This is a genomic window from Pseudomonas sp. OA65, assembly GCF_017498305.1.
GTDB classification, from domain to species: Bacteria; Pseudomonadota; Gammaproteobacteria; order Pseudomonadales; family Pseudomonadaceae; genus Aquipseudomonas; species Aquipseudomonas zanjanensis.
The window spans coordinates 94761-106517 of sequence record NZ_JAGDEZ010000007.1 but is presented as its reverse complement, the minus strand read 5'-3'; the positions used below and the strand labels follow the sequence as shown (position 1 = coordinate 106517).

Here is an 11757-nt window from a genome sequence, read left to right as displayed (position 1 = left end):
CGATAAAGGTGCGAAACGCGGCGCAACTGTTCAGACCAGTAAGACCGCCTCCCACCAGCAAAACCGTGGCTTTGACCGATTAAAAGCCGGCTTGGCATGGCCTGTGCTCTGTCCGAACGCAGAAATCACATCACCGATTGCGGAGATTCGCCATGATTCAGCGTTGCAGCGCCCTGCTCACAGCCCTGTTCGCCAGCCTGATGCTTTGTCAGCTGCCTGCCCACGCCGATGGCCTGGAAGACGTGGTCAAGCGTGGCACCCTCAAGGTCGCCGTGCCCCAGGACTTCCCGCCCTTCGGTTCGGTCGGCCCGGACATGAAGCCCCGCGGCCTGGACATCGACACCGCGAAACTGCTGGCCGACCAGCTCAAGGTCAAGCTTGAACTGACCCCAGTCAACAGCACCAACCGCATCCCCTTCCTCACCACCGGCAAGGTCGACCTGGTAATTTCCAGCCTGGGCAAGAACCCGGAGCGGCAAAAGGTCATCGACTTCTCCAGTGCCTATGCACCGTTCTACCTGGCCGTGTTCGGCCCGCCCGATGCCGCCATCAACACTTTGGACGACCTCAAGGGCAAGACCATCAGCGTCACCCGTGGCGCCATCGAAGACATCGAGCTGACCAAGGTCGCCCCCGAAGGCACCACCATCAAGCGCTTCGAAGACAACAACTCGACCATCGCCGCCTACCTGGCCGGCCAGGTGGACCTGATCGCCAGCGGCAACGTGGTGATGGTCGCCATCAGCGAACGCAACCCCAAGCGTGTTCCGGCGCTGAAGGTAAAACTCAAGGACTCGCCGGTTTACGTGGGCGTGAACAAGAACGAGCCGGCATTGCTGGACAAGGTCAACCAGATCCTCGCCACCGCCAAGACCGATGGCAGCCTGGAAAAGAATTCCCAGACCTGGCTCAAGCAGCCGCTGCCGGCCGATCTCTGACCGTCGCTTGAGAGGCTGAGCATGGCTTATCAGTTCGATTTCCTGCCGGTGGTGCAAAACACCGAGCTGCTGTTGCGCGGTGCGCTGTTCACCTTGGAACTGACGGCCATCGGCACGTTGCTCGGGGTCGGCCTGGGCATTGTCGGGGCCGTGGTCCGGGCCTGGAACATTCGTCCGTTCGCAGCGATCTTCGGCGTGTACGTGGAGTTGATCCGCAACACGCCGTTCCTGGTGCAGCTGTTTTTCATCTTCTTCGGCTTGCCGTCCCTGGGCTTGCAGATTTCCGAATGGCAGGCGGCGGTGCTGGCAATGGTGATCAACCTTGGCGCCTATTCCACCGAGATCATTCGCGCCGGTATCCAGGCAATTCCGCGGGGGCAACTGGAAGCCGCCGCCGCCCTGGCGATGAGCCGCTTCGAGGCGTTCCGCCACGTGGTGCTGCTGCCAGCACTGGGCAAGGTCTGGCCGGCCTTGAGCAGCCAGATCATCATCGTGATGCTCGGCTCGGCGGTGTGTTCGCAGATCGCCACCGAAGAATTGAGCTTTGCCGCGAATTTCATCCAGTCGCGCAACTTCCGCGCGTTCGAAACCTATGCGCTGACCACGCTGATCTATTTGTGCATGGCGCTGTTGATCCGCCAGTTCCTCAATTGGGTCGGGCGTCGCTACATTGCCAGGAGCAGCCAATGAGCGATTTCACTTTCTGGGACGTGGTGCGCAACCTGCTCACCGGCCTGCAATGGACCCTGGCGCTGTCGCTGGTGGCGTTTATCGGCGGTGGCGTGATCGGCTTGCTGGTGATGGTGCTGCGCATCTCCAAACGCGCCCTGCCCCGCAACATCGCCCGTACCTACATCGAGCTGTTCCAAGGCACACCGCTGTTGATGCAACTGTTCCTGGTGTTCTTCGGCGTGGCCCTGGCCGGGGTGGAGATTTCCCCGTGGATGGCGGCGGCGATTGCCCTGACGCTGTTTACCAGCGCCTACCTGGCGGAGATCTGGCGCGGTTGTGTCGATTCGATTTCCAACGGCCAGTGGGAAGCCTCCGCAAGCCTGGCCCTCAACCCGCTGGAGCAGTTGCGCTACGTGATCCTGCCCCAGGCCCTGCGCATCGCCGTGGCGCCGACCGTGGGCTTCTCCGTGCAGGTGGTCAAGGGCACGGCCGTCACGTCGATCATCGGCTTTACCGAGCTGACCAAGACCGGCGGCATGCTCGCCAATGCCACGTTCGAGCCGTTCATGGTCTATGGCCTGGTCGCCCTCGGCTACTTCCTGCTCTGCTACCCCTTGTCCCTCAGCGCGCGCTACCTGGAAAGGAGACTGCATGCCTCTGCTTAGAATTACCGCCCTGCATAAATACTATGGCGATCATCATGTGCTCAAAGGCATCGACCTGAGCGTCGAGGAGGGCCAGGTGGTGGCGATCATCGGCCGCAGCGGCTCGGGCAAATCCACCTTGCTGCGCACCCTCAACGGCCTGGAATCGATCAACGATGGCGTGATCGAAGTCGACGGCGAGTACCTCGACGCCGCCCGCGCCGACCTGCGCAGCCTGCGCCAGAAAGTCGGGATGGTGTTCCAGCAGTTCAACCTCTTCCCGCACCTGACGGTGGGCGAAAACGTCATGCTCGCGCCGCAGGTTGTGCAAAAAGTGTCCAAGGCCAAAGCAACTGAGCTGGCGCGGCAGATGCTGGAACGGGTCGGGCTCGGCGAGAAATTCGATGCCTTCCCCGACCGTTTGTCTGGCGGCCAGCAGCAACGGGTCGCCATTGCCAGGGCCCTGGCAATGTCGCCGAAAGTGCTGCTGTGCGACGAAATCACCTCGGCCCTGGACCCGGAACTGGTCAACGAAGTACTCAGCGTGGTGCGGCAGTTGGCCAAGGAAGGCATGACGCTGATCATGGTCACCCACGAAATGCGCTTCGCCCGGGAAGTGGGCGACAAGCTGGTGTTCATGCACCAGGGCAAGGTGCATGAAGTGGGTGATCCCAAGGTGTTGTTCGCCGATCCGCAGACGCCGGAGCTGGCGAACTTTATCGGGATGGTCGAGCCTGCCTGATTTTTACTGCCAAAGAACACTCTGTGGCGAGGGGATTTATCCCCGCTGGGCTGCGCAGCAGCCCTAAAGCTATGAACTCAATCTTCTTGGCACGACGAGTTGCCTGGTTTGGGGGCCGCTTCGCAGCCCAGCGGGGATAAATCCCCTCGCCACAGAAGCATCCTGCGAATGGCTCTGGCTCAAGGGTTTGGTTCAGGCGCGTTGGCGTAAGCGGTCGATCGTGGCAGGATGGCGAGGTTATCGACCGAGACTTTTTGACCATGCCGCCATCCCAAGCCAAGAATCTGTCCCTGATCGCCGCCATCGACCTGGGCTCCAACAGCTTCCACATGGTCGTCGCCAAGGCCCAGAACGGGGAAATCCGCATTCTTGAGCGGCTCGGCGAAAAGGTCCAACTGGCCGCCGGCATCGATGAAGAACGCCAGCTGAGCGAAGAATCCATCCAGCGCGGGCTCGATTGCCTCAAGCGGTTTGCCCAACTGATCAACGGCATGCCCCTGGGCGCCGTGCGGATCGTGGGCACCAACGCCCTGCGCGAGGCGCGCAACCGCGGCGAATTCATCCGCCGTGCCGAAACCATCCTCGGCCATCCGGTGGAAGTCATCTCCGGCCGTGAAGAAGCTCGCCTAATCTACCTCGGCGTTTCCCATACCCTGGCCGACACCCCGGGCAAGCGCCTGGTGGCGGACATCGGCGGCGGCAGCACCGAATTCATCATCGGCCAGCGCTTCGAGCCGCTGCTGCGCGAAAGCCTGCAAATGGGCTGCGTCAGCTACACCCAGCGTTATTTCCGCGACGGCAAGATCACCCCGGCCCGCTACGCCCAGGCCTATACGGCCGCACGCCTGGAAATCATGAGCATCGAACACGCCCTGCATCGCCTGACCTGGGACGAAGCCATCGGCTCCTCGGGGACTATTCGCGCCATCGGCCTGGCGCTCAAGGCGGGTGGCCACGGCACTGGCGAAGTCAACGCCGAGGGCCTGGCCTGGCTCAAGCGCAGGGTGTTCAAGCTCGGTGAAGCGGACAAGATCGATTTCGAAGGCATCAAGCCCGACCGTCGGGCGATTTTCCCGGCGGGCCTGGCGATCCTCGAGGCGATCTTCGACGCCCTCGAGCTGCAACGCATGGACCATTGCGAGGGCGCCCTGCGCGAAGGCGTGCTCTACGACCTGCTGGGGCGTCATCATCACGAAGACGTGCGCGAACGCACCCTGGGCTCGCTCATGGAGCGTTATCACGTCGACCAGGAGCAAGCCGTACGGGTCGAGCGCAAGGCCCTGCACGCCTTCGACCAGGTGGCCGATGACTGGGATTTGAACGACGGGGTCTGGCGCGAGTTGCTGGGTTGGGCCGCCAAGGTCCATGAAGTGGGCCTGGACATCGCCCACTATCACTACCACAAGCACGGCGCCTACTTGATCGAGCATTCGGACCTGGCCGGTTTCTCCCGGGAAGACCAGCAGATGCTCGCGCTATTGGTGCGCGGCCATCGACGCAACATTCCCAAGGATAAATTTGCCGAGTTCGGCGATGACGGCATCAAGCTGATTCGCCTGTGCGTGCTGCTGCGTTTTGCGATCCTGTTCCACCACATCCGTGGCACCCAGGAAATGCCCCAGGTGGTCCTGCACGCCAATGGCGATCAGTTGGATGTGCTATTTCCCGAAAATTGGCTGGAAGAGAACCAACTGACCCAGGCCGACTTCGCCCAGGAAGCGGAATGGCTGACGCGGGTTGGGATTGTGTTGAACATTCACTGATTGCTTGCTGGAGTCCCTAGTGGCCCAACTGCAATCCATTGTGGCGAGGGAGCTTGCTCCCGCTGGAGGGCGAAGCCCTCCCAAGAGTTGGGGCTGCTGCGCCCGAAACGTCGGACCGGCCCAGCGGGAGCAAGCTCCCTCGCCACAAAAGCTAAGCCTGCCCCCCAACCTTCGAGCTTTTAACGAACCGCCAACACCGGGCTGCTCAAGCGCTCGAGCAACGTCGCCTGGGCGCTGCGCGGGTTCTGGTTGCCGGTCGGCGTGTTGCGGATGTAGCGGCCATCCGACTGCAGGCTCCAGCTGTGGGTGTTGTCGGTCAGGTAGCTTTCCAGCTCCTTCTTGACCCGCAGGATCAGCTTCTTGCCTTCCACCGGGAAGCAGGTCTCGACCCGCTTGTCGAGGTTGCGCTCCATCCAGTCGGCGCTGGACAGGAACATCTGCTCCTCGCCGCCGTTGAGGAAGTAGAACACCCGCGTATGCTCCAGGAACCGCCCGATGATCGAGCGCACATGGATGTTGTGGGACACCCCCGGAATGCCCGGCCGCAGGCAGCACATGCCGCGCACCACCAGGTCGATGCGCACGCCCGACTGGCTGGCCTTGTACAACGCACGGATGATCTTCGGATCGGTCAATGAGTTGAACTTGGCAATGATGTGGGCCGGCTTGCCATCCAGGGCGAACTGCGTCTCCCGGGCAATCATGTCGAGCATGCCCTTTTTCAGGGTGAACGGCGCATGCAGTAGTTTCTTCATGCGCAAGGTCTTGCCCATGCCGATCAACTGGCTGAACAGTTTGCCGACGTCTTCGCATAAGGCATCGTCGGAAGTCAGCAGGCTGTAGTCGGTGTACAGACGGGCGTTGGCGGCGTGGTAGTTGCCGGTGCCCAAGTGGGCGTAACGCACGATCTCGCCGGCTTCACGGCGCAGGATGAGCATCATCTTGGCGTGGGTCTTGAAGCCGACCACGCCATAGATCACCACCGCACCGGCCGCTTGCAGGCGGCTGGCCAGTTGCAGGTTGGATTCCTCGTCGAAGCGGGCGCGCAATTCGATCACCGCCGTGACTTCCTTGCCGTTTCGCGCCGCGTCCACCAGGGCATCGACGATTTCCGAGTTGGCGCCGCTGCGATACAGGGTCTGGCGCACCGCCAGGACGTGGGGATCCTTGGCGGCCTGGCGCAACAGGTCGACCACCGGCGTGAACGACTCGAACGGGTGCAACAGCAGGATGTCCTGCTTGCTCACCACGCTGAAAATGTTTTCGCTGTTTTGCAGCAATTTCGGGATCTGCGGCGTAAACGGCGAATATTGCAGCTCCGGATGGCTGTCCAGGCCGGTGATGCTGAACAGTCGGGTCAGGTTGACCGGGCCGTTGACCTGATACAACTCGGTCTCATGCAGGTTGAATTGCTTGAGCAGATAGTCGGACAGATGTTTCGGGCAGGTGTCGGCCACCTCCAGGCGCACCGCATCGCCGTAACGACGGGAGAACAACTCGCCGCGCAGGGCGCGGGCCAGGTCTTCGACGTCCTCGGTGTCCACCGACAGGTCAGCGTTACGCGTCAGGCGGAACTGGTAGCAGCCCTTCACTTTCATGCCTTGGAACAGGTCATCGGCGTGGGCGTGGATCATCGACGACAGGAACACATAATTGTCGCCCGGGCCACCGACGTCTTCCGGCACGCGAATGATGCGCGGCAGCAGGCGCGGCGCCGGAATGATCGCCAGGCCGGAATCGCGACCGAAGGCGTCGATGCCTTCCAGCTCGACGATGAAGTTCAGGCTCTTGTTGACCAGCAGCGGGAACGGGTGCGTCGGATCGAGGCCGATCGGCGTGATGATCGGTGCGATCTCGTCGCGGAAATAGCGGCGCACCCAGGTCTTGATCTTGGTGTTCCAGTTGCGCCGGCGGATGAAGCGCACCTGGTGCTTTTCCAGCTCCGGCAGCAGGATGTCGTTGAGGATCGCGTACTGCCGGTCCACATGGCCGTGGACCAGCTCGCTGATGCGCGCCAGGGCCTGGTGCGGTTGCAGGCCATCGGCGCCGGCCTGTTCACGGGCGAAGGTGATCTGCTTCTTCAGGCCGGCCACACGAATTTCGAAAAACTCGTCCAGGTTGCTGGAAAAGATCAGCAAGAACTTCAGCCGTTCCAACAACGGATAGGACTCGTCCAGCGCCTGCTCCAGCACGCGGATGTTGAACTGCAGTTGCGACAGCTCGCGATGGATGTACAGGCTGCTGTCATCCAGGTTCGGAATAACAATCGCCGGCGCCGGGGCAGGCTCGACGACAGCCGGGGGAGCGGGCTCCAGCTCCGGCGGCGTCTCGGCGACTTGCTCGACCACGGGTTGAGCGTCTTTTACGGCAACTTCTGTGAGTCCTTCGGTATTCATCGCAAGTTCCTGGGAGGCTATTTCTGCTCTCGTAACAATTGGGCGGCGCGCACGGCAAAGTAAGTCAGGATGCCATCAGCGCCTGCGCGTTTGAAAGCGGTCAAGGACTCCAGGATCACCCCTTCGCCCAACCAACCGTTCTGGATCGCGGCCATGTGCATGGCGTACTCGCCGCTGACCTGATAAACAAAGGTCGGCACTTTGAATTCGTCTTTGACCCGGCAAAGAATGTCGAGATAGGGCATGCCAGGCTTGACCATGACCATGTCTGCCCCTTCTGACAAGTCAGCCGCCACTTCGTGCAAGGCTTCCTGACTGTTGGCCGGGTCCATCTGATAAGAGGCCTTGTTGGCCTTGCCCAGGTTCAGGGCCGAGCCGACCGCATCGCGGAACGGACCGTAATAGGCGCTGGCGTACTTGGCTGAGTAGGCCATGATCCGCACATTGACGTGACCAGCGACCTCGAGGGCTTCGCGGATCGCCTGGATGCGCCCGTCCATCATGTCCGACGGCGCTACCACCTGGGCACCGGCCTCGGCATGGGACAACGCCTGCCGGACCAGCGCATCGACGGTAATGTCGTTCTGCACGTAGCCTTCTTCATCGAGGATTCCGTCCTGCCCGTGGGTGGTGAACGGGTCCAGCGCCACGTCGGTGATCACCCCTAGCTCCGGGAAGCGCGCGCGCAGGGCGCGGGTGGCACGTTGGGCAATGCCCTCCGGGTTCCAGGCTTCGGCAGCGTCCAGGGACTTGAGCGTCGGCGGCGTGACCGGGAACAGGGCCAGCGCCGGAATCCCCAGTTCGACCCAGTGGGCGGCTTCTTCAAGCAGCAGGTCGATGGTCAGACGTTCCACCCCAGGCATCGACGCCACCGCCTCGCGACGGTTCTCACCGTCCAGCACGAACACCGGCAGGATCAGGTCATCGGTGGTCAGCACGTTTTCACGCACCAGCCGACGAGAGAACTCATCACGGCGGTTGCGACGCAGACGGGTAGCAGGGAACAGACGATTGGCGGGGGTAAAGCTCACGGCAGACTCCTGAGCCCGCAGACGGGCGAGCGTGACAGTTATAAGCGGCCATTATGACGAACGCATGACAGTTGTGCGAAAGCGCGACCGGTAGTCGCAGTCATTGTCTTCTGTAGGAATTGTTCACGTCGAGACACATTTCGATACTTTCCTGAATGTGCCTGAAGGGTTAGGCTGCGCGTTCATTTCGCCAGCACCCAGACAATGCTCCAACAATTTCTGCATGACTTCGGTTACTTGGCCCTGTTTATCGGCACGTTCTTCGAAGGCGAAACCATCCTCGTGCTCGCAGGCTTCCTGGCGTTCCGTGGCTACATGGACATCAACCTGGTGGTTGTCGTGGCGTTCTGCGGCAGCTATGCGGGCGACCAGCTGTGGTATTTCCTGGGGCGCAAGCATGGCCGCAAGCTCTTGGCGCGCAAACCGCGCTGGCAGTTGATGGGTGATCGCGCGCTGGAGCACATCCGCCGGCATCCGGACATCTGGGTCCTGAGCTTCCGCTTCGTCTACGGCCTGCGCACGGTGATGCCGGTGGCGATCGGCCTGTCGGGCTATCCGCCGGGCCGCTACCTGCTGCTCAACGGCATCGGCGCGGCGGTCTGGGCCACGGCCCTGGCCGCTGCCGCGTATCACTTCGGCGCGGTGTTGGAAGGCATGCTGGGCAGCATCAAGAAATACGAGTTGTGGGTGCTCGGCACGCTGCTGGTGATGGGCCTGGTCCTGTGGCTGCGCCGACGCATCAAGAATGCGCGGTTGGCCAAGAAAGTCCTTGAAGCCGAGCGACTCGAACAAGCCAAGTCTGCCGAGCCTACGACGCCAACCGAGTAAACCGGCTGCGGCAGCAGTACAGCCCGATGCCGCTGAGCAGGCTGTAGCTGAGCAGCCCGACCCAGGCCCCATGGCTCATCACAACGCTGGCCGGCCACAACCCCGCCAAGGGCGCCAGCCACACCAGCGGCAGGTTCGAGGCCAACCGCAACAGCTCCAGCTTCAGCGCCCACGGGCGATTCTCCAGGGCCACGCCCAACACGAACAGACCGAACGCCACCGCGCCCCACCCCAGCACCAGGGCGGCGACCGGCAGCCTGCTTTCAAGGTTCATCAAGTAACTGCCCAAGGCAATGTAGACGCAGAACTGCAGCCCCACGTACCACTGCTGGCGCAGGTCCAGCGGCACTTCGAATTTGCGGAACTGGCGCAAGTCCGGCTTGTTCAGCGGGTATCGGGCCGCGACATCCGCCGGACGCCAGCCGGTGGGCATGAACCAGATCCGCAGCTTGTCCCACCAGCGCTCGGCCCGCCGTGCATCGGCCCACAGCTGCGCATAGAACTGCAGGTTGGCCCACAGCGGATTCCAGCTCGCCAGCGGCGTGGTCACGCCGAAAATCACCGGCTCGTTGTCGTCTTCTTCCTGGAAGGTGCCAAACAGACGGTCCCAAATAATGAACACCCCGCCGTAGTTGCGATCCATGTAGAGAGGGTTCTGTGCATGGTGGGCACGATGATTGGACGGCGTGACGAAACACCACTCCAGCCAGCCGAGCTTGGGAATGTGCTGGGTGTGTACCCAGAACTGGTAGAGCAGATTCAACGCCGCGACGCTGACAAAGACCACCAGAGGTACGCCCGCTACAGCGAGCGGGACGTAGAAGATCCAGCTCAACAGGAACCCGGTGCTGGTCTGGCGCAACGCGGTGGAGAGGTTGTAGTCCTCGCTCTGGTGGTGCACCGAATGGGCCGCCCAGAGGATGTTGCGCTCATGACCCATGCGGTGCAGCCAGTAGTAGCAGAAGTCGTAGAGCACGAAGGCAAACACCCAGGTCCAGGCCCGGTCGGCAGGGAGTTCGATGACGGCCAGGTGCTTCAACGCAAAGGCATAGGTCACCAGCCCCACGCCTTTGGTCAGCAGGCCCGTGGTGGTCGACAGCACGCCAGTGCTCACGCTGTTGATCGCGTCTGCCACGCGGTAGTGGCTCGCCCCCCGCCAGCGATCGGCCAGCAACTCGACGGCAATCAGCACAAAGAAGAACGGCACGGCATACAGGATGAAGTTCATGACGCAACCCGGGCATGCGAGGCAGGAAGATAGTCGGCAGGTTAGGTGTAGCTGCCCGATCCCCCTATGGCAACGAGTGACAAATTAGTAGACATTTAACGCCATGAATCTGGAGAAAAAGCCCATGAGCAAAAAAATCGCAGTGATCCTTTCCGGCTGTGGCGTGTATGACGGCGCCGAGATCCACGAAAGCGTGATCACCTTGCTGCGCCTCGATCAGCGCGGGGCGCAGGTCCAGTGCTTCGCCCCCAATATTGCCCAGTTGCATGTGATCAATCACCTGACCGGCGAGGAAATGCCTGAGAGCCGTAACGTGTTGGTGGAGTCCGCGCGGATCGCCCGGGGCAACGTGAAGGATTTGCGTGAAGCCCGGGTCGAGGATTTCGATGCCTTGATCGTGCCCGGTGGCTTTGGCTCGGCGAAGAACCTCTCGAACTTCGCCGTCGAAGGCGCTGGCTGCACCGTTCAGCCAGAGGTCCTGGCCTTGACCGAGGCCTTTGCCGAGGCCGGTAAACCGGTCGGCCTGATCTGCATCTCCCCGGCCCTGGCGGCAAAAATCTATGGTCCGGGGGTGACCTGCACCATCGGCAACGACCCGGACACGGCGGCGGCCGTGAGCAAAATGGGCGGCACCCACGAAGACTGCGCGGTGACCGACATCGTCGAAGACCACGCGCGCAAACTGGTCAGTACCCCGGCCTACATGTTGGCGCAGAACATCAGCGAAGCGGCTTCAGGCATCAATAAGCTGGTGGACCGGGTATTGGAGTTGACGCACGAGAACGACGTTTAACAGCAGCACCGCCAACCCAATGTGGGAGCGAGCCTGCTCGCGATAGCGACGGTTCAGCTGGCATAGCTGTTGACTGACACACCGCCATCGCGAGCAGGCTCGCTCCCACAGGGGTTATGCACAAGGCTTAAGCGATTCTGGTCAACCGAGTCAGGATCCGATCCAGCGCATTGGCAAACCCTTGCTTGTCCCGTTCGCTGTACGCCGCAGGGCCGCCACCCATATGCCCCTGCTCACGCAAATCGGTGAACAGGTTGCGCACCGCCAGGCGCTCACCCATGTTTTGCGCGTCGAACTCCTTGCCCCTAGGGTCCAGGGCGGCGACGCCCTTCTTTACCAACCGGTCGGCCAAGGGCACGTCGCTGCAGATCACCAGCTCACCCGGCACGGCGTGCTCAACCAGGTAATCGTCCGCCGCGTCAGGGCCGCTGGGCACCACGATTAATTTCACACAGGCCAGGGCCGGCTTGATCTGCGGTTGGCCGGCCACCAGCACCACCTCGAACCGGCGCTTCAAGGCGAACTTGACCACCAGTTCCTTCGCCGCCTTGGGACAGGCGTCGGCGTCGATCCATACGCGCATTGAGTGGTTTCCTCTAAATTAACAGCATCGCGGGCAAGCCTTGCTCCCACAGGTAAGTGCTAGCTGTGGGAGCAAAGCTTGTGTGGGAGCAGGCTTGTGTGGGAGCAAAGCTTGCTCGCGATTATGAGCGCAGCGAATG

At 61.9% G+C, this 11757-nt stretch carries 11 protein-coding genes; 7 read left to right on the top strand and 4 right to left on the bottom strand.

Annotation, left to right across the window (positions count from 1 at the left end; translation table 11 throughout):
• Nucleotides 1-152: 152 nt before the first annotated feature.
• From J3361_RS08240 to ppx, 5 genes are all read left to right on the top strand, one after another.
• On the top strand, nt 153-938 hold the full coding sequence (locus tag J3361_RS08240) for a transporter substrate-binding domain-containing protein (protein ID WP_207963836.1): 786 nt from the start codon (nt 153-155) through the stop codon (nt 936-938).
• A 21-nt stretch (nt 939-959) separates the two neighbouring features.
• A complete protein-coding gene (locus J3361_RS08235) occupies nt 960-1628 on the top strand; it encodes an amino acid ABC transporter permease (RefSeq protein ID WP_207963834.1) in 669 nt (222 codons plus the stop codon).
• Nucleotides 1625-2275: an amino acid ABC transporter permease gene (locus J3361_RS08230; protein WP_198724570.1), complete on the top strand. Its 651-nt coding sequence runs from the start codon at nt 1625-1627 to the stop codon at nt 2273-2275. Before J3361_RS08235 ends, J3361_RS08230 begins: the two co-directional genes overlap by 4 nt.
• Complete coding sequence (locus J3361_RS08225) at nt 2262-2996, top strand: amino acid ABC transporter ATP-binding protein (protein WP_207963832.1); 735 nt, start codon at nt 2262-2264, stop codon at nt 2994-2996. Before J3361_RS08230 ends, J3361_RS08225 begins: the two co-directional genes overlap by 14 nt.
• Before the next feature lie 260 nt (nt 2997-3256).
• Entirely contained in the window at nt 3257-4759 is a 1503-nt protein-coding gene (gene ppx, locus J3361_RS08220; protein WP_207963830.1) for an exopolyphosphatase, read from the top strand.
• Between the two features lie 179 nt (nt 4760-4938).
• Here ppx and ppk1 read toward each other — a convergent pair whose 3' ends face one another.
• Together ppk1 and hemB are read right to left on the bottom strand one after the other, a co-directional pair.
• Nucleotides 4939-7155, bottom strand: a complete 2217-nt coding sequence (gene ppk1 / locus J3361_RS08215; RefSeq protein WP_207963828.1) for a polyphosphate kinase 1 — start codon at nt 7153-7155, stop codon at nt 4939-4941.
• 17 nt (nt 7156-7172) lie between these two features.
• Nucleotides 7173-8186 (bottom strand): porphobilinogen synthase, encoded by a 1014-nt coding sequence (gene hemB / locus J3361_RS08210; RefSeq protein WP_207963826.1) that lies wholly within the window; start codon nt 8184-8186, stop codon nt 7173-7175.
• 204 nt (nt 8187-8390) lie between these two features.
• On the opposite strand from hemB, the gene J3361_RS08205 reads away from it, so the two are divergent.
• Nucleotides 8391-9014, top strand: a complete 624-nt coding sequence (locus J3361_RS08205) for a DedA family protein (protein WP_207963824.1) — start codon at nt 8391-8393, stop codon at nt 9012-9014.
• Here J3361_RS08205 and J3361_RS08200 read toward each other — a convergent pair.
• The gene (locus J3361_RS08200; RefSeq protein WP_207963822.1) at nt 8995-10242 is read right to left on the bottom strand and encodes a sterol desaturase family protein; all 1248 of its coding nucleotides are present in this window, start codon (nt 10240-10242) and stop codon (nt 8995-8997) included. The two genes, J3361_RS08205 and J3361_RS08200, sit on opposite strands and share 20 nt — an antisense overlap.
• Before the next feature lie 124 nt (nt 10243-10366).
• Between J3361_RS08200 and elbB the strand changes: the two genes are divergently transcribed.
• Nucleotides 10367-11035 carry an isoprenoid biosynthesis glyoxalase ElbB gene (gene elbB / locus J3361_RS08195; protein ID WP_207963820.1) on the top strand — a complete coding sequence of 223 codons (669 nt, stop codon included), beginning with the start codon at nt 10367-10369 and terminating at the stop codon, nt 11033-11035.
• A gap of 127 nt (nt 11036-11162) precedes the next feature.
• Here elbB and J3361_RS08190 read toward each other — a convergent pair whose 3' ends face one another.
• Complete coding sequence (locus J3361_RS08190) at nt 11163-11618, bottom strand: YaiI/YqxD family protein (protein WP_207963818.1); 456 nt, start codon at nt 11616-11618, stop codon at nt 11163-11165.
• Between the last annotated feature and the right edge of the window lie 139 nt (nt 11619-11757).

Bases quoted from the DNA above. Each gene is read 5' to 3' on its own strand.
- J3361_RS08240 (WP_207963836.1), top strand. From the start codon at position 153: ATGATTCAGCGTTGCAGCGCCCTGCTCACAGCCCTGTTCGCCAGCCTG.
- J3361_RS08235 (WP_207963834.1), top strand. From the start codon at position 960: ATGGCTTATCAGTTCGATTTCCTGCCGGTGGTGCAAAACACCGAGCTG.
- J3361_RS08230 (WP_198724570.1), top strand. From the start codon at position 1,625: ATGAGCGATTTCACTTTCTGGGACGTGGTGCGCAACCTGCTCACCGGC.
- J3361_RS08225 (WP_207963832.1), top strand. From the start codon at position 2,262: ATGCCTCTGCTTAGAATTACCGCCCTGCATAAATACTATGGCGATCAT.
- ppx (WP_207963830.1), top strand. From the start codon at position 3,257: ATGCCGCCATCCCAAGCCAAGAATCTGTCCCTGATCGCCGCCATCGAC.
- ppk1 (WP_207963828.1), bottom strand. From the start codon at position 7,155: ATGAATACCGAAGGACTCACAGAAGTTGCCGTAAAAGACGCTCAACCC.
- J3361_RS08205 (WP_207963824.1), top strand. From the start codon at position 8,391: ATGCTCCAACAATTTCTGCATGACTTCGGTTACTTGGCCCTGTTTATC.
- J3361_RS08200 (WP_207963822.1), bottom strand. From the start codon at position 10,242: ATGAACTTCATCCTGTATGCCGTGCCGTTCTTCTTTGTGCTGATTGCC.
- elbB (WP_207963820.1), top strand. From the start codon at position 10,367: ATGAGCAAAAAAATCGCAGTGATCCTTTCCGGCTGTGGCGTGTATGAC.
- J3361_RS08190 (WP_207963818.1), bottom strand. From the start codon at position 11,618: ATGCGCGTATGGATCGACGCCGACGCCTGTCCCAAGGCGGCGAAGGAA.